18 protein-coding genes are annotated in these 21,179 nt (G+C 64.6%); 5 read left to right on the forward strand and 13 right to left on the reverse strand.

Annotation, left to right across the window (positions count from 1 at the left end):
• Positions 1–153: 153 nt before the first annotated feature.
• From ACI1V7_RS00505 to ACI1V7_RS00545, 9 genes are all read right to left on the reverse strand, one after another.
• Positions 154–1,386 carry a tetratricopeptide repeat protein gene (locus ACI1V7_RS00505; RefSeq protein WP_404529841.1) on the reverse strand — a complete coding sequence of 411 codons (1,233 nt, stop codon included), beginning with the start codon at positions 1,384–1,386 and terminating at the stop codon, positions 154–156.
• Positions 1,387–1,455: 69 nt separating this feature from the next.
• The gene (locus ACI1V7_RS00510; RefSeq protein ID WP_290411835.1) at positions 1,456–1,887 is read right to left on the reverse strand and encodes an ExbD/TolR family protein; all 432 of its coding nucleotides are present in this window, start codon (positions 1,885–1,887) and stop codon (positions 1,456–1,458) included.
• An 83-nt stretch (positions 1,888–1,970) separates the two neighbouring features.
• On the reverse strand, positions 1,971–2,399 hold the full coding sequence (locus ACI1V7_RS00515; RefSeq protein WP_404529842.1) for an ExbD/TolR family protein: 429 nt from the start codon (positions 2,397–2,399) through the stop codon (positions 1,971–1,973).
• A 3-nt stretch (positions 2,400–2,402) separates the two neighbouring features.
• A complete protein-coding gene (locus ACI1V7_RS00520) occupies positions 2,403–3,338 on the reverse strand; it encodes a MotA/TolQ/ExbB proton channel family protein (RefSeq protein ID WP_404529843.1) in 936 nt (311 codons plus the stop codon).
• Positions 3,339–3,422: 84 nt separating this feature from the next.
• A complete protein-coding gene (locus tag ACI1V7_RS00525) occupies positions 3,423–4,085 on the reverse strand; it encodes an energy transducer TonB (protein WP_404529844.1) in 663 nt (220 codons plus the stop codon).
• 558 nt (positions 4,086–4,643) lie between these two features.
• Entirely contained in the window at positions 4,644–6,170 is a 1,527-nt protein-coding gene (locus tag ACI1V7_RS00530) for a SpoVR family protein (RefSeq protein WP_404529845.1), read from the reverse strand.
• A gap of 34 nt (positions 6,171–6,204) precedes the next feature.
• On the reverse strand, positions 6,205–7,476 hold the full coding sequence (locus tag ACI1V7_RS00535) for a YeaH/YhbH family protein (RefSeq protein WP_404529846.1): 1,272 nt from the start codon (positions 7,474–7,476) through the stop codon (positions 6,205–6,207).
• Positions 7,477–7,616: 140 nt separating this feature from the next.
• Positions 7,617–9,539: a PrkA family serine protein kinase gene (locus ACI1V7_RS00540; protein WP_290411841.1), complete on the reverse strand. Its 1,923-nt coding sequence runs from the start codon at positions 9,537–9,539 to the stop codon at positions 7,617–7,619.
• A 571-nt stretch (positions 9,540–10,110) separates the two neighbouring features.
• Positions 10,111–10,263, reverse strand: coding sequence for a hypothetical protein (locus ACI1V7_RS00545; RefSeq protein ID WP_404531574.1), 153 nt, complete (start codon positions 10,261–10,263; stop codon positions 10,111–10,113).
• Between ACI1V7_RS00545 and ACI1V7_RS00550 the strand changes: the two genes are divergently transcribed.
• The 4 genes from ACI1V7_RS00550 (at position 10,192) to ACI1V7_RS00565 (ending at position 15,685) form a co-directional block, all read left to right on the forward strand.
• Positions 10,192–11,166, forward strand: a complete 975-nt coding sequence (locus tag ACI1V7_RS00550) for an adenosine deaminase (protein ID WP_404531514.1) — start codon at positions 10,192–10,194, stop codon at positions 11,164–11,166. The genes ACI1V7_RS00545 and ACI1V7_RS00550 overlap by 72 nt on opposite strands.
• 25 nt (positions 11,167–11,191) lie before the next feature.
• Positions 11,192–13,723 carry an ABC transporter permease gene (locus ACI1V7_RS00555; RefSeq protein ID WP_404529847.1) on the forward strand — a complete coding sequence of 844 codons (2,532 nt, stop codon included), beginning with the start codon at positions 11,192–11,194 and terminating at the stop codon, positions 13,721–13,723.
• A 195-nt stretch (positions 13,724–13,918) separates the two neighbouring features.
• Positions 13,919–14,290: a group II truncated hemoglobin gene (locus tag ACI1V7_RS00560; RefSeq protein WP_404529848.1), complete on the forward strand. Its 372-nt coding sequence runs from the start codon at positions 13,919–13,921 to the stop codon at positions 14,288–14,290.
• A gap of 60 nt (positions 14,291–14,350) precedes the next feature.
• On the forward strand, positions 14,351–15,685 hold the full coding sequence (locus ACI1V7_RS00565; protein ID WP_404529849.1) for a DNA recombination protein RmuC: 1,335 nt from the start codon (positions 14,351–14,353) through the stop codon (positions 15,683–15,685).
• Positions 15,686–15,781: 96 nt separating this feature from the next.
• On the opposite strand, the gene ACI1V7_RS00570 is transcribed toward ACI1V7_RS00565, so the two are convergent.
• The 4 genes from ACI1V7_RS00570 to ACI1V7_RS00585 form a co-directional block, all read right to left on the reverse strand.
• Complete coding sequence (locus ACI1V7_RS00570) at positions 15,782–16,312, reverse strand: REP-associated tyrosine transposase (RefSeq protein ID WP_404529850.1); 531 nt, start codon at positions 16,310–16,312, stop codon at positions 15,782–15,784.
• Between the two features lie 46 nt (positions 16,313–16,358).
• Positions 16,359–18,227 carry a molybdopterin molybdotransferase MoeA gene (gene moeA / locus ACI1V7_RS00575; RefSeq protein ID WP_404529851.1) on the reverse strand — a complete coding sequence of 623 codons (1,869 nt, stop codon included), beginning with the start codon at positions 18,225–18,227 and terminating at the stop codon, positions 16,359–16,361.
• Between the two features lie 104 nt (positions 18,228–18,331).
• Positions 18,332–19,447 carry a GTP 3',8-cyclase MoaA gene (gene moaA / locus ACI1V7_RS00580; protein ID WP_404529852.1) on the reverse strand — a complete coding sequence of 372 codons (1,116 nt, stop codon included), beginning with the start codon at positions 19,445–19,447 and terminating at the stop codon, positions 18,332–18,334.
• A gap of 113 nt (positions 19,448–19,560) precedes the next feature.
• Positions 19,561–20,589, reverse strand: coding sequence for a patatin-like phospholipase family protein (locus ACI1V7_RS00585; RefSeq protein WP_404529853.1), 1,029 nt, complete (start codon positions 20,587–20,589; stop codon positions 19,561–19,563).
• 117 nt (positions 20,590–20,706) lie between these two features.
• On the opposite strand from ACI1V7_RS00585, the gene ACI1V7_RS00590 reads away from it, so the two are divergent.
• A complete protein-coding gene (locus ACI1V7_RS00590) occupies positions 20,707–21,159 on the forward strand; it encodes an Rrf2 family transcriptional regulator (RefSeq protein ID WP_404529854.1) in 453 nt (150 codons plus the stop codon).
• Positions 21,160–21,179: the final 20 nt, after the last annotated feature.

A 21,179-nucleotide genomic window follows, 5' to 3' on the forward strand; every position in this document is an offset into this window, starting at 1 on the left:
GCAAGTGGGGTATTGCATATCCACATGCCTGGCAAAGCCCAAAAACGTCGTCCCTGCGGAGGCGGGGACCCAATTTCAGTGAGCGTCATTGCTGCTCTAAAATTGGGTCCCTGCCTGCGCAGGGACGACGGCGTCAAGCGGTGGCTGTTTGAATTACGCTGCCGGCTTGTTGATCGCCATGATGAAGTAGCGGGCCAGGTCGGCCGCGCCATCCTTGCCGCCCACGGTCTTGAGCGTGCTGATGGCTTGCTGCTTCTTGCCGGCGGCGGCATAGGCCTCGCCCAGGCGCAGCTTGGCATCTTCCGGATACTTCAGGTTCGCTGCCTTCGACGCCGTTTCCATCAGCTTCAGGCCCTTGTCGGTCTGGCCGGCTTGCACCAGGGCGTAGCCGAGGCCGACGAGCGCATCGTTGTCGCCCAGCTTGGTCAGCTCGGCTTCGGTAGCGGCGGCGTTCTTGGTCTGTTCGCTCAGCGTCTTGTCGGCCAGGTCCTTCAGGCGCTTGTGGCGTTCGGCGTCGGGACCGGTACCCAGGGCGCCGGCCTTGTAGCCCTTGTCGATGATCTTGACGGCTTCGGCCGGAGCCTTGGCCTGGAGCACCAGCTGGGCCATTTCCATGTACTCGCTCGGCTTCTTGAGCAGGTTGTTGGCGAGTTTCAGGCGATAGACGTCCACCGACAGGCGGCCACTGGCGAAGCCCGGCTTGCCTTGCACGCGGTTCAGCAAGTCGGTCCAGTACTGGGCCTTCGGATAGTTGGCGGCCAGCTTCTCGATGGTGTTCACGTAGCCGACCTTGTCGCCCTTCTTGAGCTGGATGTTTGCCAGCATGCCGAGCTCGTCTTCCGACAGGCGGCCGCTCTTCTCGGCGTTGCGCAGTTCGTTCTCGAGCGCGGCGACGTTGCCCTGCTTGTAGTAGTTCTGCATCAGGTAGGCACGCAGCTTGGGATCGTTCTTTTCCTTCAGCTGGCGTTCGATGGCGGCATTGGCCTTGTTCAGGTCGCCGGCACGCATGTAGATGCCGATCAGGCCTTCCGAGAACTGGGCTTTTTCTGCAGCCGACAGCTTGCCCGAACCGATCAGGAATTCGAAGGACTTGGCGGCGGCATCGTAGTCACCTGCGGCCGAGGCGGCACCGGCACGGGTGCGCTCGATCAGGTACTGTTCGTTGGCGGACTTGTTGCCCACGCTGTCCAGCTGGCGCAGCGTTGCCAGGGCTTCCTTGTTCTTGCCCGCTTTCATCTGTTGCTGGGCTTGCTGCAGCGGTTTGCCGACTTCGGCGCGGAGGGTTTCAGCCGCGTATGCCGGGGCCAGGCCCACGACAGGGGCGGCAGCGGTGAATCCGAGTGCGGCCAGTGCGAGGCCGAGGTGTGCGAGGCGGAACTTGGACATTAGCGAATATCTCTCTTAAAAATAGACACGGCAGGGAAACCCTGCCGTGTTCATTATAGCCAAAGCGTATTACTGGAACTGTTCGTTACCGACCATACCGATCTTGGTAACGCCCAGGCGCTGTGCCGTCGCCATGACGCCAGCCACCACCTTGTACTCGACCAGCTTGTTGGGGCGCAGGTGCACTTCCGGCTGGTTGGGCATCGCGGCGATGCTGTTCATCTTGGCTTCCAGGGTCGGACGATCCGGGATCGTTTCGCCATCCCAGAGGATGGTGCCGTCGAAGTCCACGTCGATCGTCACCACTTGCGGCTTCTCCGTCTGCGGCGGCGGGGTGCCAACCGGCATGTTCAGATTGACCGAGTGGTTTTGCTTCGGAATCGTGATGATCATCATAATGATGAGAACGAGCAGGACGTCGATCAGCGGCGTCATGTTCATTTCCATCATCGGTTCCGGATCGGCTCCCTTGGCGGAGCCTGAACCTACGTTCATACCCATGGTGTTTCCTTTTCAAATGTTGGGGGAGCGCGGTAGCGCCGGGCGAACCCGGCGCTACCGAAGGGATGAGCCCGGAAGGGCGATCAGCCCTTGTCCGGCGGTTCGATCACGAAACCGACCTTCTGCACCCCAGCACGCTGTGCCGTATAGATCACCCGGCCGATCGCTTCGTAGCGGGTAGTCTGGTCGCCACGAACTTTGACTGCCGGTTGTGGCACCTTGACCGACTGCTCCGCGAAGAACTTGAACAGTTCATCCGTGTTCGCGATGTGGGTCTGGTTCCAGTACATCTCGCCTTCGGAAGTCACCGTGATGTTGATGTCTTCCGGCTTGGTCTTGGTGACCTGGTTCGTTTCGGCCGGCAGATTCACCGTCTTCAACTTCAGGACGACCGGGCTGGTGATCAGGAAGATGATCAGAAGAACCAACATGATGTCGACGAGCGGCGTCGTGTTGATCTCTGACATCACGGCATCATCATCTCCGGAATCGGAGCCGACACTCATTGCCATGATTTAGCCCACTTTCTTGGCGCCCGCAGCAGCGCGAGCAGCTTCCGAGGTCGACATGGCGCCCGAGATCAGGACCGAGTGCACGTCGGCGCTGAACGAACGGATGTCTTCCATTGCTGCCTTGTTGCGGCGAACCAGCCAGTTGTAACCCAGAACTGCCGGAACTGCGACGAACAGACCGAAGGCGGTCATGATCAGCGCTTCACCCACCGGACCTGCGACCTTGTCGATCGAGGCGTTACCCGACATACCGATGGCGGTCAGTGCGTTGTAGATGCCCCAGACGGTACCGAACAGACCGATGAACGGCGAGGTCGAACCGACGGTTGCCAGGAACGACAGGCCATCCTGCAGGCGCGATTGAACTTTCTCAACCGAACGCTGGATCTGCATGGTCACCCAGGTCGACAGGTCGATCTGCTCGAGCAGGGCGCCGTCGTGGTGCTGGGTTGCCTTGGTGCCGGTTTCGGCGATGAAGCGGAACGGCGAGCCGTCCTTCAGTTGTGCCGAGCCGGCAGCGATCGACGGCGCTTTCCAGAACTTCTGGGTGGCTTCCTTCGACTGGCGCATGACTTTCGACTGGTCCAGCAGCTTGGTGATGATGATGTACCACGAACCCATCGACATCAGCGACAGGATGATGATGGTGCCCTTGTTGACGAAGTCGCCTTCGTGCCACATGGCGCTGAAGCCATACGGGTTCGCGACTTCTTCTTTCGTGCCGGCAGCGGCCGGGGCTGCAGGAGCGGCGCCGTCAGCGGCCGGAGCGGCTGCAGCGTCTGCGGCCGGAGCCGGTGCAGCGGCGTCGGCCGGTGCGCTTGCCGCCGGAGCAGCAGCCTGGTCTTGGGCGAAGGCCGGAGCCGAGACCAGCGCCGATGCTGCCGTTACCGAGAACAGGACTGCCGCCAGCATAGCGGACAAACGGGTATTCTTAAACATGCTTCCTCCAAAATTATAAAATAGACAGTTCGCTGAACTAATTAGCAACGAAAATCACAGAGTGAGACGAGGTTCCGTCTCGGTTTATTCCAGCGTCCAGACGTACTGCACCGCTGTCCACGCCTCTTTCGGCTGACCATTCTCGGTGGCCGGCTTGAATCGGCATTTGCTCAGAGCCGATTGGGCGGCTCGGTCCAAATCACGGAAGCCACTCGACTTCTGCAGCTTCGATTCCTTCACGGCGCCATCGACAGCGATCAGGAACTGAAGGGTAGTGGTACCCGTTTCTTCGTTACGCAGCGACGACTTCGGATATTCCGGGCGCGAGCAGGTATTGAAGTCGGCCACGGCATCGGTACGGCTCGGTCCCGGTGGCGCCTTGGCTGCGGGAGCTGGCGGTGCCGGAGGTGCCGGCGGTGCCAGGTCGCGTTGCGGCGGCGGCGTATTGGTTGCAGCGGCGATCGTGTTTTGCGGCGGCGGCGGTTGCTGCACTTGCACCTCGACCGGCGGGATGAACGGAGGCGGCGGGGCCTTCATTTCCGGCGGCGGGGGCGGGGGCGGCGTTTCCGGCGGCGGCGGCGGCTTCACTTCTTCGATCAGCTTGGTCTCCACAGCTTCGGTCATCTTGGTGACGATCCGGGTGCCCAGGCCATTGACGATGGCCCACGCTACCAGAACGTGCAACACGATGACGATGGCTATGCCTGTTAAATTCTTCCCGGGTTTCTTATCATGCGAAAAATTCATGCCATATTTCTCCAATACCATCTCTTTTTGTTGCTACTAAACCCACTAAATACGACAGAAACCTAAGGGCCGCATCCGGGACATCGAAGAATTATACCTACGAATTCTTTTTTGCACATACATTTTTATACCTCCAATGAGCCCCTAACTGCCTGTAAAAACAAGTAAAGCGGGTCATCCGGGCGTTGTGGGGATGGGCGGCCTCGGGCCGTCGAAACGCTGTGCTTGAAGGTGTCGAGTCTCTTCCTTTCGTGATGTGTGGAACATAAGGGGAAGCCGCAAATTTGCCATATTTTCGCTGCCGGTTTTATCTTCTGGCAAATAACGTTTGTTTGGCAACGTGCCTTTATGCTAACTATATCCAAGTTTCATTGCTGTGTGCGTACTATTGAACATGCCTATACAAGAAATGCTGCCATCAAGCGTTCTTGTGCGGGGATCGGTGGGTGCAATGACTGCTCGAAGCGAAGCTGGTAGTTCGACTACATCGAGCTGGTCAGTCGTTGGACTGGAGGAAGAGGGGAAAGTGCCTGCGCCGAACGGCGCAGGCCGAAAAGATCAATAGCGTGCGCGCTTTTCGCGCCGGCACTCGAGGCTGCTGACGACACGGCCAGACGGGTCGACCGTTTCCAGGCGCACGTCGAAGCCCCACAGCCGGGCCACATGCTTGAGCACTTCGTGCGCCTGCTGGTTCAGCGGCCGGCGCTGGAACTGCGTATGGCGCAGCGTCAGCGCCCGGTCGTCGCGCGTATTGACTTGCCAGACCTGGATATTGGGCTCGCGGTTGCCAAGATTGTATTGCTCGGCCAGTTGCTGGCGGACGTAGCGGTAGCCCGCTTCGTCGTGGATGGCCGAGATCGTCAGCTTGTCGCTGCGGTCGTCGTCCAGCACGGCGAAGAAGTGGAAGTCGCGGATCAGCTTGGGCGACAGGTACTGGGCGATGAAACTCTCGTCCTTGAAGTTGCGCATCGCAAAATCGAGCGTCTTGAGCCAGTCGCTGCCGGCGATGTCCGGGAACCAGGCGCGGTCCTCGTCGGTCGGGTCCTCGCAGATGCGCTTGATGTCGGTCATCATGGCGAAGCCCAGTGCGTACGGGTTGATGCCATTGTAATAAGGGCTGGTGGCGGCCGGCTGGTACACGACGTTCGTATGGCTTTGCAGGAACTCGAGCATGAAGCCGTCGCCGACGATGCCCTCTTTATATAGTTCCTGCAGAATCGTGTAGTGCCAGAACGTGGCCCAGCCCTCGTTCATGACCTGGGTCTGGCGCTGCGGATAGAAATACTGGGAGATCTTGCGCGTGATCCGCACCAGTTCGCGCTGCCAGGGTTCCAGCAGCGGCGCGTACTTCTCTATAAAGTACAGCAGGTTTTCCTCGGGCTCGGGCGGGAAGCGCACGGGCGCCTGGTCGCGCACCTGTTCCTCGCGCCGCGGCAGGGTGCGCCACAGCTCGTTGACCTGGGTCTGGATGTACTCTTCGCGTTCCTTCTGGCGCGCCGCCTCCTGCACCACGGACAGCTTGGCCGGCCGCTTGTAGCGGTCGACGCCGTAGTTCTGCAGCGCGTGGCAGGAATCGAGCACGTCCTCGACGGCATCGATGCCGTGCCGCTGCTCGCATTCGGCAATATAGTTCTTGGCAAAGACCATGTAGTCGACGATGGCGTCGGCGTCGGTCCAGGTGCGGAACAGGTAATTGCCCTTGAAGAAGGAGTTGTGGCCATAGGCGGCGTGGGCGATCACTAGCGCCTGCATCGTCAGGCTGTTTTCCTCCATCAGGTAGGCGATGCAGGGGTTCGAATTGATGACGATCTCGTACGCCAGCCCCATCTGGCCGCGGCGGTAGCTTTTTTCCGTCGACAGGAAATGCTTGCCGAACGACCAATGGCTGTACGAGACCGGCATGCCGACCGATGCATAGGCATCCATCATCTGTTCGGCGGTGATGATCTCGAGCTGGTTCGGATAGGTGTCCAGGCCGAATTTCTTGGCGACCCGGCCGATTTCGTCGTGCGCCTGTTCGATCAGGTCGAAGGTCCATTCGGACTGGTCGGGCAGGGCGCGCGGGTTCTTGGGATCTCGTGGCATGAGCGGGCCTCGCGTGGTTGCTTGTGCTGCGTGTCTATTTGGGCTGCTTCTTGAACAGCTCGCGGAACACCGGATAGATGTCGGCCGGCGTCACGATCTTCTGCATTGCGAAGTTCTGGTGCGTGGACGCTACCTCCGTGTACTGCTCCCACAGGTTCTGGGGCGGACCGTCGGTGATTTCGACATAGGTGTAGTACTGCACCTTGGGCATGATCGTGCTGGTCAGCAGTTGCTTGCACAGCATCGAATCGTTGTCCCAGTTGTCGCCGTCCGAGGCTTGCGCCACGTAGCTGTTCCAGTCGCCGTTGCTGTAGCGTTCGGCGATGACCTTGCCCAGCAGGTGCAGGGCCGAGGACACCACGGTTCCGCCCGATTCGCGCGAGTGGAAGAACTCGTTCTCGTCGACCTCGGCCGCCGCCGTGTGGTGGCGGATGAAGACGACGTCGATCTTCTCGTACATGCGCTTGAGGAACAGGTACAGCAGGATGAAGAAGCGCTTGGCCGTGTCCTTGCGGCTTTCGTCCATCGAGCCCGACACGTCCATGATGCAGAACATCACGGCCGCCGTCGACGGTTTCGGGATCTTGATCCGGTTGCTGTAGCGCAGGTCGATCGGGTCGATGAAGGGGATCGCCAGCAGCCGCGTGTGCAGGTGGTGGATCTTGTGCTTGAGTTCGACGACGCGCGGGTCGTCGTCGGGCACGCCTTCCTCGCGCAGGTCGCGCAATTCGTGTTCGAGGGCGGAGAGGTGCTTGCGCGACGTGCCGCCGACGGCGATGCGCCGCCCCAGCGCGCCGCGCAGCGAGCGCAGTACGTGGATGTTCGACGGCGTGCCGGAGATGTTGTAGCCGGCGCGCTGGTTCTTGTATTCGACGACCTGGGTCAGCTGCGTCTTGACGAGGTTGGGCAGCTCGAGGTCCTCGAAGAAGTAGTTCATGAATTCTTCGCGGCTGAGCTCGAAGATGAAATCGTCTTCGGTGGTCTGATCGCTATTGCCCGCCTTGCCGCGGCCGGCGCCGCCGCCTCCACCGCGCGGACGGCTGAACTGGTCGCCTTTCTGGTATTCGGTATTGCCGGGGTTGACGGTTTCCCAGACACCGCCATGGGCGTGTCCGAAGTGCGGTTCGTTCACGTCCTTGACGGGAATCGAAACCTTTTCGCCATTTTCGATATCGGTGATCGAGCGACCCTTGATCGCGCGACCCACCGCATCCTTGATTTGCGCCTTGTAGCGTCGCAAGAAGCGTTCGCGGTTGACCGCAGACTTGTTCTTGCCCTGCAAGCGACGGTCGATGAGGTAAGTCAAAACAGGCCTCCTGCTGAAATTCGCGGCGGGCCGGATTCCTTCCCGGTCCTGGCTATCTTACCCCGCCGCGCCGTAACGTGTTTGGCGTCACGGATTGTGGGAGGCTGGAACGCGCACGATGTGGTCAGCCTCCCACGTTCTTACGACGATTTGCGTACGCGCAGATACCACTCGCACAAGAGACGCACTTGTTTCGGGGTGTACCCCTTCTCGACCATGCGCGCGACGAAATCGGCGTGCTTGGTGGCGTCCTCGGTGCTCGCCTTCGCATTGAAGGAAATGACCGGCAACAGCTCCTCCGTATTCGAGAACATTTTTTTCTCGATCACGGTGCGGAACTTTTCATAGCTGGTCCAGGCCGGGTTCTTGCCGCCGTTGGTGGCGCGGGCCCGCAGTGCGAAGTTGACGATCTCGTTGCGGAAATCCTTCGGATTCGAAATGCCGGCCGGCTTCTCGATCTTCTCCAGCTCGGCGTTCAGCGATTCGCGGTCGAAGCTTTCGCCCGTGTCCGGATCGCGGAATTCCTGGTCCTGGATCCAGAAGTCGGCAAAGGTCACGTAGCGGTCGAAGATGTTCTGGCCGTATTCCGAATAGCTTTCCAGGTAGGCCGTCTGGATTTCCTTGCCGATGAAGTCGACGTAGCGCTGCGCCAGGTGCTCCTTGATATAGGAGAGGTAGCGCTGCTCGGTCTCGGCCGGGAACTGCTCGCGCTCGATCTGCTGTTCGAGCACGTACAGCAGGTGCACGGGGTTGGCCGCCACTTCGGTGTTGTCGAAGTTGAAGACCTTCGACAGGATCTTGAACGCGAAGCGGGTCGACAGCCCGTTCATGCCTTCGTCCACGCCGGCATAGTCGACATACTCGTGCAGCGACTTGGCCTTGGGATCGGTGTCCTTCAGGTTTTCGCCGTCGTAGACGAGCATCTTCGAATAGATGCTGGAGTTTTCCGGATCCTTCAGGCGCGACAGGATGGCGAACTGCGACATCATGCGCAGCGTGCCCGGGGCGCAGGGCGCCTTGTCGAGCGAGGAGTTGCGCAGCAGCTTGTCGTAGATCTTGACCTCGTCCGACACGCGCAGGCAATACGGCACCTTGACGATATAGATACGGTCGAGGAATGCCTCGTTGTTGCGGTTGTTGCGGAAAGTCTTCCACTCGGATTCGTTCGAGTGCGCCAGCACGATGCCTTCGAAGGGGATCGCGCCGAAGCCCTCGGTGCCCTTGTAGTTGCCTTCCTGCGTGGCCGTCAGCAGCGGGTGCAGCACCTTGATGGGCGCCTTGAACATCTCGACGAATTCCATCAGGCCCTGGTTGGCCAGGCACAGGCCGCCGGAATAGCTGTAGGCGTCCGGATCGTCCTGCGAGTAATCCTCGAGCTTGCGGATGTCGACCTTGCCCACCAGCGAGGAGATGTCCTGGTTGTTCTCGTCGCCCGGCTCGGTCTTGGCGATGGCGATCTGGCGCAGGATCGACGGGTAGCGCTTGACCACGCGGAACTTGTTGATGTCGCCGCCGAACTCGTGCAGGCGCTTGACGGCCCACGGGCTCGGGATCGCGCGCAGGTAGCGGCGCGGGATGCCGTAGTCTTCCTCGAGGATGGCGCCATCCTCGTCCTCGCTGAACAGGCCCAGCGGCGATTCGTTCACCGGCGAGCCCTTGATGGCGTAGAACGGCACCTGTTCCATCAGGGACTTGAGCTTTTCGGCGATCGACGACTTGCCGCCGCCCACCGGGCCCAGCAGGTACAGGATCTGCTTGCGTTCTTCCAGGCCCTGCGCGGCGTGACGGAAATAGGAAACGACCTGCTCGATCGCTTCCTCCATGCCGTAGAACTCGCGGAAGGCGGGATACGTCTTGATGACCTTGTTGGCGAAGATGCGCGACAGGCGCGGGTCGAGGCGGGTGTCGACCAGGGTGGGTTCGCCGATGGCGGCCAGCATGCGCTCTGGAGCGCTGGCGTAAGTCAGGGGATCTTTCTTGCAGAGCTGAAGAAACTCCGACAGCGAGTATTCCTCTTCCCGGGTACGCTCGTAGCGGGCTGCGTAATTATCAAATATGGTCATGTGAATGTCCTCTAATGAGCTAACAACTGATCACTGTCCGACGGCCGCGGAGGTTGGCCGTCCAAGCCCCTGTATTGGCGGATGTGCCCGCGAAGGCTCCGCTGTTCTTGTCGGGGTCGCCGTTTGAGTCTGGAGGTCAGAGTGCAGGGGAATCCCCATCTTGGTCTGACACAAAACGAAGGGCGATGTTCTTGTTCTCATCCGGTATGGACCGGTTCGATAGCGCCCGCTGAGAGCGTCTAATTACGCATATGAAATTTATTATGTGCCTATTAGTTCTCGAAGTCAAAACAGCGGAGCGCACGTGTGCAGCAAACTGCCAAGTCTTTGAAACGAATAAGAAAATAACGATTTCGACGGTGCGTTCTTGCGCCCTCGACCCTTCCGATCGGCAGGGCCCGGCGTAGCACTCCAGGCGTGGCTTCTGGCCCCGTGGAGACATTCATATTTATCAAAAGTCAAATAGATAGTGCACGAAGTTGCCGGGCAGTGGCGCACGCGTATCCGTGCCGCGTCGCGGCAGGGCAGAAGCGGGAATGGCAGGGCGGGATCGGCCGCGCCCACGCATGCGCTACACTGCTGCCTTGAAGATCAAACGGCCCATCGTGGAGAAACCATGCTGAACGAACAGCTGCGCCAGACGTTGCAGGCGATGCCCAAGGCAGAATTGCACATCCATATCGAAGGCTCTCTCGAGCCAGAACTGATTTTTGAGCTTGCGCAAAGAAATCGCGTCGCTCTACCGTATCCCTCGGTAGAAGCGTTGCGCGAAGCGTACGCTTTCACCGATCTGCAATCGTTCCTCGACATTTATTATGCCGGCGCAAGCGTCCTGTTGACCGAGCAGGATTTCTACGACATGACTGCGGCCTACCTGCGCCGCGCGGCGGCCGACAATGTGCGCCATACGGAGATCTTCTTCGACCCGCAGACCCACACGGCGCGCGGCATCCCGTTCAAGACCGTCATCGACGGCATCTGGCGCGCCTGCCAGGACAGCCCCGTCAGCGCCACGCTGATCATGTGCTTCCTGCGCCACCTGTCCGAAGAGGAGGCCATCGCCACGCTGGAAGAGTCGCTGCCCTACCGCGACAAGTTCATCGGCGTGGGCCTCGATTCGTCCGAGGTCGGCCACCCGCCGGAAAAATTCGCGCGCGTGTTCGAGCGTGCCCGCCACCTCGGGCTGCACCTGGTCGCGCACGCGGGGGAAGAGGGGCCGCCGGCCTATATCGAGAGCGCGCTGGACGTGCTGAACGTCGAGCGCATCGACCACGGCGTGCGCAGCCTGGATTCGCCCACGCTGGTCGAGCGCCTGGCGCGCGAGCGCATGGCCCTGACCGTGTGCCCGCTGTCGAACATCAAGCTGCGCGTGTTCGACGTGATGGGCAGCCACAACCTGCGCCGCCTGCTCGACGCCGGCCTGGCCGTCACCGTCAACTCGGACGATCCGGCCTACTTCGGCGGCTACGTCAACGACAACTACCTGGCCGCCTTCGACGCGCTGCCGCTCGATATCGACCATGCGCGCCAGCTTGCGCGCAACAGCTTCGAAGCCGCCTTCCTCGAGCCCGAGCAGAAGCGCGCCTTCCTGGCCGAAGTCGACGCCTTCTTCGCCGACGCGGCGTAACCAACTACCTGCGAGACCGACCGCGATGCTCATCCAATCCCTGCGCATGACGGCGCGCGACTGGCGTGCCGGCGAATTGCGCTTCCTGCTGGTGGCGCTGGTGGTGGCCGTGGCGGCATTGTCCGCCGTCGGCTTCTTCGTCGACCGCATGCGCAGCGGATTGACGCGCGACGCGCGCCAGCTGCTGGGCGCCGACCTGCTGGTCAATGCCGACCAGCCGCTGCCCGCGCCCTGGCGCCAGGAAGCGGCACGGCGCGGCCTGGTGCTGGCCGACACCGTCACCTTCCCCAGCATGGCGCAGGCCGGGCAGGGCGACGATTCTCAGGCCCTGCTGGCGTCCGTGAAGGCGGTGTCGGACGGCTACCCGCTGCGCGGCCAGCTGCGCACGACGACGAGCCCCGAGGATGCCAGCGAAGCGCTGGGCGACGCCGCCGGCGGCGTGCCGGCGCCCGGCACCGTGTGGGTCGACGTCAACCTGCTGCCGCCGCTGAAGGTGAAGGTCGGCAGCAACGTCCAGCTGGGCGACAAGACGTTCAGGATCGCGCGCCTCATCGCGACGGAGCCGGACCGCGGCGCCTCGTTCTCCAACTTCGCGCCGCGCGTGATGCTGAACCTGGCCGACCTGAAGGCGACGGGCCTCGTCGACAGCTATGCGCGCGTGACCTACCGCATGCAGGTGGCGGGACCCTCGGCCAATGACCCGCGCGCCGTGCAGGGCTACGAAGCGTGGCTGCGCGCGCGCATCGCCGCCGACAACGTCAAGGGCGTGCGCATCGAAACGCTGGAAAACGGCCGCCCCGAGATGCGCAACACGATCGACCGCGCCGAGCGCTTTCTCTCGCTCGTGAGCCTGTTGTCGGCGATGCTGGCGGCGGTGGCCGTGGCGATGGCGGCGCGCCGCTTCATGCAGCGCCACCTCGATGCCGTCGCCATGCTGCGCTGCCTGGGCATGACGCAGAACGAGGTCGGCATCCTGTTCCTCGTCGAATTCGCCATCGTGGGCCTGGCCGGCAGCGTGCTGGGCGTGCTGGTCGGCTTCGGCGCCCACTTCGTGCTGCTGGAAGCGGTGAAGAACCTGATCCCGGCCGAACTGCCGCCCGTGTCGCCGCTGCCGGCCCTGCAGGGCATCGCCACCGGCATGCTGCTGCTGGTGGGTTTCGCGCTGGCGCCCGTCCTGCAGCTGCGTAACGTGCCGCACAACCGCGTGATCCGGCGCGAGCAGGCGGCGCCGCGCCCCGCCGCGCTGGCCACCTACGGCCTCGGCACCGCCGTCTTCGTGGGCCTGCTGCTGTGGCAGGCCGGCGACGTGCAGCTGGCGCTGCTGACGGCCGGCGGCTTCCTCGGCGGTTTCGCCGTGTTCGCCCTGGTCGGCTGGCTCGCGCTGCTGGGCCTGAAGCGCCTGCGCACCCTGTTCAAGCACCAGTCCTGGCGCTTCGCCATCACCTCGCTGCAGCGCCGTCCCGGCGCCACCGTCGTGCAGATCGTGTCGCTGTCGCTGGGCCTGATGGCCCTGCTGGTGCTGACCGTCGTGCGCGGCGACCTGATGGCGGCCTGGCGCCTGGCCACGCCGGCCGATGCGCCGAACCGCTTCATCATCAACATCCAGCCGGACCAGCGCGAGGGCGTGGCGAAGCAGATCCGCGCCGCCGGCGTGGCCGATCCCGTGCTGTACCCGATGATCCGCGGGCGCCTGGTGGCCGTGAACGGCCAGGCCGTCACCAAGGACACCTATACGGAAGACCGCGCGCGCGGCCTGGCCGAGCGCGAATTCAACCTGTCCAGCACGGCCGCTCTGCCGGCCGGTAACGAGATCTCGGGCGGGACCTGGTACCGCGACGCGCCCGGCGTGGCCGAGGCCTCCGTCGAGCAGGGCCTGGCGAACACGCTGCGCCTGAAACTGGGCGACACCATGCGCTTCGACATGGGCGGCCAGGTGGTCGAGGCGAAGATCACGAGCCTGCGCAAGCTGGAATGGGGATCGATGCGCGCCAATTTCTTCGTCATCATCAACCCGGCGGCGATGCGCGATGCGCCCACGACCTACATGACGGCGTTCCACCTGCCGGCGCGCGGCATCGGCCTGGCCAACAGCCTGACGCGCGCCTTCCCGAACCTGACCGTGATCGACGTCAGCGGCATCATCCGCCAGCTGCAGGACGTGCTCGACCAGGTCGTCGTCGCTGTCGAATTCCTGTTCCTGTTCACGCTCGCCTCGGGCGTGCTGGTGCTGTACGCGGCCTTGATGGGATCCCAGGCCGAGCGCACGCGCGAAGCGGGCCTGCTGCGCGCGCTGGGCGCCACCCGTGGCCAGCTGGCGCGGGCCCAGCGCATCGAGTTCGCGCTGGTGGGCGCTTTGTCCGGCCTGCTGGCGGCATCTGGCGCGGCGGCGCTGGGCTGGGCGCTGGCCGAATACCAGTTCAAGTTCCCCTGGCACGTCGAGCCGCAGGTCTGGATCGCGGGTCTCGTGGCGGGCGCCGCGTGCGCGCTGGCGGGCGGCTGGCTGGGCCTGCGCAACGTGCTGCGCCAGCCGCCGTTGCAGACGCTGCGCGAAGCGTAGGGAGCGGTCAGAGTAGGGGTCAGAGCCCGGTGTTGCTTTTCCAAGGGCTCTGACCCCGGTGTTGAACGGAGCCCGCCGCCAGCGCTCGCGCGACATGCGCTGCTGCGCTATCATGGACAAATGTCCGAATCCCAAGCTACCCAAGATACCGACGTGCAGGAAGCGCAACAAGACGCGCAACAGGACTCCCGCACGATGTATGAACTCATCGGCGGCGAAACGCGCCTGCGCGAACTGGTCGACCGCTTCTACGACCTGATGCAGCTGGAAGGCGACTTCGCCGGCATCCACGCCATGCACCCGGTCCCGAACGATGGCTCGCGCGACAAGCTGTTCATGTTCCTGTCCGGCTGGATGGGCGGCCCGAACCTGTTCATCGAACGCTACGGCCACCCGATGCTGCGCGCGCGCCACCTGCCGTTCGCGATCGGCACCTCCGAGCGCGACCAGTGGCTGCGCTGCATGGCGATGGCGCTGGAAGACATGGGCTATGACTACGAGCTGCGCCTGCGGCTGATGAACGCCTTCTTCCAGACGGCGGACTGGATGCGGAATCGGCCGCACTGAGCGTCCCCTCTGAACGTCCGCACTGAGCGTCTCCACTGAACGTCCCTACTGAGTAACAGCATGCCAACGCTTGAATTCATCGTGCTGGCCATCGCGCTGCTGGCCGTGCTCGCGCTGCAGTTCGTGCTGCTCGCGCGTGCGCGCGCGGGCGCCGGGCACGGCGACGAACGTCACGCCTTCGAACGCCTGGAGCGCGAGCTGCGCATGGAGCTGCAGTCCAGCGCCCAGTCCACGCGCCAGGAGCTGGCCGCCCACCTGGCCCAGAACCAGGCCGCCATCGCCCAGCAGCTGGAGAACATGCGCCAGCAGATCCAGCTTGCGTCCCAGGGCGGACGCGAGGAACAGGCGCGCGCGCTGAAGCGCTTTTCCGATACATTGAACGGTGCGCTGGCCAACCTCACCGAGTCGAACGCCCAGCGCATGCTGGAAGTGCGCGCCACGCTCGAGCACAAGATCCGCGACCTGCAGAACGACAATGCCAAGCGCCTCGAGGAGATGCGCCAGACCGTCGACGAGAAGCTGCACGCCACGCTGGAGACGCGCTTGACCGAATCGTTCCGCCAGGTCTCCGACCGCCTCGAGAAGGTGCACCAGGGCCTGGGCGAGATGCAGCAGCTGGCCGTGGGCGTGGGCGACCTGAAGCGCGTGCTGGTGAACGTGAAGACGCGCGGCACCTGGGGCGAGGTGCAGCTGGAGATGCTGCTCGAGCAGGTGCTCACGGTCGACCAGTACGCCAAGAACGTCGAGACCGTGCGCGGCTCGAACGCGCGCGTCGAATTCGCCATCAAGCTGCCGGGCGTCGTCGACGGCGGGCCGCCCCTGTGGCTGCCGATCGACGCCAAGTTCCCGAAGGAGCAGTACGAGCGCCTGCTGGAAGCGGCCGAGGGGGGCGATGCCGACGGCGTGGCGCGCGCCGGCGCCGAACTGGAACGGGCCGTGCGCGGCGAGGCCAAGACGATCTGCGACAAATACCTGGCGCCGCCGGCCACGACCGATTTCGCCATCCTGTTCCTGCCGACCGAGGGCCTGTACGCGGAGGTCATGCGCCGTCCCGGCCTGGCCGACGACCTGCAGCGCACCCTGCGCGTGACGATCGCCGGCCCGTCCACGCTGGCGGCGCTGCTCAACAGCCTGCAGATGGGCTTCCGCACGCTGGCGCTGGAAAAGCGCTCGTCGGAAGTGTGGCAGGTGCTGGGCGCCGTGAAGACGGAGTTCGGCAAGTTCGGCGACGTGCTGGCCCAGACCAAGCTGACGCTGGAGCGGGCCGCCAAGAACATCGAAAGCGCCGAGGTGCGCAGCCGCCAGATGGCGCGCAAGCTGAAGTCGGTGGAAGCCTTGCCGAGCGAGGCGGCGCAGTTGATGCTGGGTGGCCAGGGCGCCGACGCCGACGAATGATCGCCCGGTGGTGGGCACGTGGTGCCCACCCTACAGCCCAGGCAACGGTAGGGTGGGCACCACGTGCCCACCATCAACGTACGCCTGCCGCTTGTCTTATTCAAAATTCCCCCAATCCGGATTGCCGCCGCCCCAATCGGCCGGATACACGCCATTCTTCACGTACCGATGGATCGTCGAATACGGCCAATCGATGGCCCGTTTCACGTAGCCGTGACGTACCGGGTTGTAATGGATGTAATCGAGGTGCCGTTCGACGTCGGCCTCGTCGCGGAGCTGGTGTTCCCAGAAGCGCCGTTGCCAGATCGCCGCTTCGCGATGCTTGCAGGCGGACGGAGTACGCTGCATCGGAGCGATGTCGGTCGCGAAATGGGACACGGAACGCTTCAGCAACGCCCAGCGGGTCGAATAATCATGGTCGCCCTCGGGCAGTGTCCAGATGCAGTGCAGGTGATCCGGCATCAGCACCCAGCCATCGATCGCGAATGGGCGGGTGGCGCGCAGATTCAGAATGGCGCAGCGCAGCGCATGGCGGATCGGAGCCGTGCACAGGATCGGCCGCCGGTTGAAGGTAACGAGCGTGAAGAAGAACACGGAGCCGGTGCGGGAACGCAGATAGCGGGGCATGGTGCCCCGACGGTATCCCGCGCCGGACACCGGCGATGGCGGTAGATCAGATCAGACCGTCGAACAGAATGACATCCACGAGATCGCCGGCCTGCACGTTGCCTTGCTCGTCATGCAGCACCACCATGCAGTTCGCCTCCGACATCGACCGCAGGATGCCCGATCCCTGCGCGCCCGTGATGCGGACCTCGGGCAGGCCGTCGGGGCCCTGGGCCAGGATGCCGCGCTGGTATTCGGTGCGGCCCGGCTTCTTGCGGATGGGGGCCGCCACCCGCGCCTTAACGGGGACCAGTGGGGCATCCGCGCCCATCATGCGCAGCAGCGCGTCGCGGGCGAAGAAGTAGAACGAGACCATCACGGCGACCGGGTTGCCCGGCAGGCCGAACAGGAAGGCGCTGCGGCCGTGCGATCCGATGCGGCCGAAGGCCAGCGGGCGGCCAGGACGCATGCCGATCTTCCAGAACGTGACGTCGCCCAGGCGCGCCATGATGTCGCGCGTGTAGTCGGCCGCGCCGACCGAGACGCCGCCCGAGGTGATGATGGCGTCGGCACTCTCGCAGGCGTCGCGCAGGGCCTGTTCCAGCGCCTGCGGGTCGTCGCGCACGACGCCCATGTCGATCAGGTCGCAGCCCAGGCGCTGCAGCATGCCGTGGATGGTGTAGCGGTTGCTGTCGTAGACGCAGCCCTCGCCCAACGGCTGGCCGATCGAGCGCAGTTCGTCGCCGGTGGAGAAGAAGGCGACGCGCAGGCGCCGCCGCACGGGCACCTCGGCCACCCCGAGGGAGGCCAGCAGGCCCAGGTCGGCCGGGCGCACGATGCGTCCGCGCGCCAGCGCGGCACTGCCGCGCCGGAGGTCTTCGCCGGCCAGGCGGCGGTTGTCGCCGGCGCGGATCGTGCCCGGCGCCAGCACGATCCGGTCGCCCTCGGCCGTCGCGAATTCCTGCGGCACGACGCTGTCGCAGCCCTGCGGCATCATGCCGCCCGTCATGATGCGCACGCATTCGCCCGCCTGGGGGACGCCGTCGAAGGCGCGGCCGGCATAGGTGGTGCCGACCACGCGCAGCCGCGTGGGCGCATCCGCCAGCAGGTCGGCGCCGCGCAGCGCATAGCCGTCCATGGCCGAGTTGTCGTGGGCCGGCACGTCGATCGGCGAGATGACATCCTCGGCCAGCACACGCCCCAGCGCGGCGCGCAGGGCCACGTGTTCCACTGCGCGCAGGGGCGTGACGAAGTCGCGGATGATGCGCTGGGCATCGCGCACGGGCAGGGCATCGGGGTCGTAGGACGACAGGCAGCTCGCCACTTCCGCCAGGGTCGGCGGATGGGCGGGATCGAGCCGGTCCAGTTCGTCGCGGGTATTGATGTTGCGGAAGGCCGCGGCATCCTCGAACACGACTTCGGCCACCCTGACCTGCGGGTACCAGCCGTCCATGCGCCGTCCGCCGCCGTCCAGGTAGGCGCTCAGCACGGGTTCCAGCGACGTCTTCATCAGCGCGAACACGGGATGCACCTGGCGCTGCCCGTCCTCGTGCGTGACGGCGACGGCGAGGTCGGCGCCTTGCGCCTCCAGGCCGGCGGCCAGGCGCGCGGCCAGGTCGGACGGCAGGAACGGCGAGTCGCACGGGGCGGTGAGCAGGTAGTCGGTGCCGCAGCGGCGCAGGCCCGCCTGCAGCCCCGCCAGCGGACCGGCGAAGCCCGGCGTGTCGTCCGGCCACACGGGCACGCCCAGCGCCGCGTAGGCATCGAGGTTGCGGTTGGCATTGATGGCGGTGCGCGCCACCTGCGGCGCCAGGCGCGCCAGCACGTGCGCAGCCATGGTCGAGCCGCCGAAGGCCTGCAGGCCCTTGTCGACGTTGCCCATGCGCGTGCCGCGGCCGCCCGCAAGGACCAGGCCGCCGATCGATTCTTTGTTCATTCTTTATCCGCTGCTGGTTATCAGGCGCCTATTATCCGCTGCACATCGATGCGCTGCACATCGATCCGCTGCACATCGGCCGCCGCGCATCATCGGCCGCGCATTCATCCGCCAATATAGGACATCTCGATCTTGCGCGCTTCGCGGCCCGCGACGAGCCCCTCGGTATTGATGGTGCGGGTCTCCGAATAGCGGTCGGCGCGCGCGCGCCACATGTGGGCGATGGCGGACGACAGTTCGGCGTCGTCGCGTCCCTCGCGCAGCAGGGCGCGCAGGTCGTGGCCGCGGGTGGCGAACAGGCAGGTGTACAGCTTGCCCTCGGTCGACAGGCGGATGCGCGAGCAGTCCTGGCAGAACGCCTGGGTGACGCTGGAGATCATGCCGACCTCGCCGCCGCCATCGACGTAGCGCCAGCGCGCGGCCGTCTCGCCGGCATAGTTGGGGTCGATGGCTTCGAGCGGCATCTCGGCCGAGATGCGCCGCACCACCTCGCCGGACGGCACCACTTCGTCCATGTTCCAGCCGTTCGAGGCGCCCACGTCCATGTACTCGATGAAGCGCAGGATGTAGGGCGAGCCCTTGAAGTGGCGCGCCATCGGCAGGATCTGGTCGTCGTTCATGCCGCCCTTGACCACCATGTTGACCTTGATCGGTCCCAGGCCGGCGGCATGGGCGGCGTCGATACCCTCCAGGACGTCGGCCACGGAAAAATCGACGTCGTTCATGCGCCGGAACACGGTGTCGTCGATCGCGTCGAGCGAGACGGTGACGCGGTCCAGGCCCGCGTCCTTGAGCGTGCGCGCCTTGCGCGCCAGCAGCGAGCCGTTGGTCGTGAGCGTCAGGTCGAGCGGACGGCCGGACGGCGTGTCCAGCGCGCGCAGCTGGGCCACGAGGCGCTCCAGGTCCTTGCGCAACAGGGGTTCGCCGCCCGTCAGGCGGATCTTTTCCACGCCGTGGGCGACGAACAGCGCGGCCACCCGCGTGATTTCCTCGAAGCTCAGCAGCGAGGAGTGGGGCAGGTAGGCGTAATTCTTGTCGAACACTTCCTTCGGCATGCAATACACGCAGCGGAAGTTGCAACGGTCGGTGACGGAGATGCGCAGGTCGTGCAGCGGCCGTCCGAGCGCGTCGGCGAGCAGGCCGTTCGGCGCTTCAAGGGTGGGTGGGATGGCCATTGCCGGGGAGCGGGCATCGGCCATCATGATGATTTTCTCGGACATTCCGCTACGATAGCAGAAGGGCGCCGCCGGCGCTGGGATCGGCCCCTTCCCGCGGCCGCGCAGCGATGATTCTGTCGCGCAAACACGCCAGCGGCGGCGCCGCCTTGGCGGGCTTACAAGGTTTCCGGCACATAGACGTGGGTCGGGTCGAAGGTCGAAGCGATGCCGACGCCGTCGAAGTCCTCGCGCAGCCAGCGCTCGGCCGCGGTCCGTCCCTGTGCCTTCAGCTGCAGGATGAACCCCATGTCCACGTTGAACTTGCTGGAGATGCTCAGGTCGCGCAGCACCGCCATGGCGCTGATCGCGTGCAGGCGCACGCCGCCCATGTGCACGCGCGCGCCCGTTTCCTCGTCCACCGCCGCGGCCATGTGCTGGATCGCGCTGACCTCGCGCACGAGGGCGATGTTGAAGGCGATCTCGTTGGCGCGGTTGTGCACGTCGGCCATGCTGAGCGGCAGGTCGCTGCGCGCGATCGGATTGTTCATGATCAGCAGCAGGTCGCGTGCCGTCACTTCGTCGACCAGTGGAGAGAGCGGCGGATTGCCGACGAAGCTGCCGTCCCAGTACGCCTCTCCGTCGATCGTCACGGGGGCGAATACCTGCGGCAGGCAGGCCGAGGCCATGACGTGGCGCACCGTCAGTTCCTCGCGGCGGAAATTGCGCCCGCGGCCCGTACGCAGGTTCGTGGCGGAGATGAACAGGGCCAGTTCGCTCGCGCGCACACGCTCGAAATCGACCAGGCTCGCCAGCAGCGTCTCCAGCGGATTGATGTTGAGGGGATTGAGCACGCCCGGGGACAGCGTGGCGCTGGCCAGCTGCAGCATCAGGTAGCCGGGCGAGCTCTCGATGCTGCCGCGGCCCTTGAACGCGTCCAGCGGCGTGGGGCGCATCGGGCTCATCAGGGCGGCGCGGCCCAGCGTGGTCCAGAACTTGTCGAGGCTGCGTCGCGCGCCGTCCAGGCCGCCGCCAAGCGCGTACCCGTCGGCCAGCACGACGGCATTGATGGCGCCGGCGCTGGAAGCGCCGATCGCCTCGATGTCGAGGCGGCCATCTTCCAGCAGACGGTCGAGCACGCCCCAGGCGAATGCGCCGTAGGAGCCGCCGCCCTGCAGGCCGAGGCTGATCTTCTTCTTTCCATTCATCGTCGCATCCATTCTTGGTGGGTAAAAGGCCCAGTATGCCAAGGCGGTACTCCGCTGGTCGCCGCATTGCCGCCTGTCAGCTTGCGCCGCGTCGACTCATGTAATAATATAAGTTACATGAAACGAGACAGCAAACTTTCTGGCGTCCTGCACGTCCTCCTGCACATGGCCGAGAGCCCGGGTCCGATGACGTCGGACACGCTGGCCGCCATGATGCAGACCAATCCCGTCGTCATCCGCCGCATCCTGGCCGGCCTGCGCGAGCAGGGCTTCGTGCAATCGGAAAAAGGCCATGGCGGCGGCTGGCAATTGTCGTGCGACCTGGCGCGGGTGACGCTGCGCGACGTCTACGAGGCGCTGGGCGCGCCCACGATCCTCGCGCTGGGCAACCGCACCGAGGCGCCCGGCTGCCTGGTCGAGGAAGCCGTGAACGCCGCCATGGACGACGCGTTCCGGGCCGCCGAGGCGCTGCTGCTGGCACGCCTGGGCGAGGTCACGCTGGCGCAGCTGAGCGCCGACTTCCATCGCCGACTGCAGGAGCGGCCGCTATGCCCGGCTAATCCCCACTGACACGCCGGCGCCTGGCGCCG

Source organism: Massilia paldalensis (genome assembly GCF_044901715.1).
Lineage (GTDB): Bacteria > Pseudomonadota > Gammaproteobacteria > Burkholderiales > Burkholderiaceae_D > Telluria > Telluria paldalensis.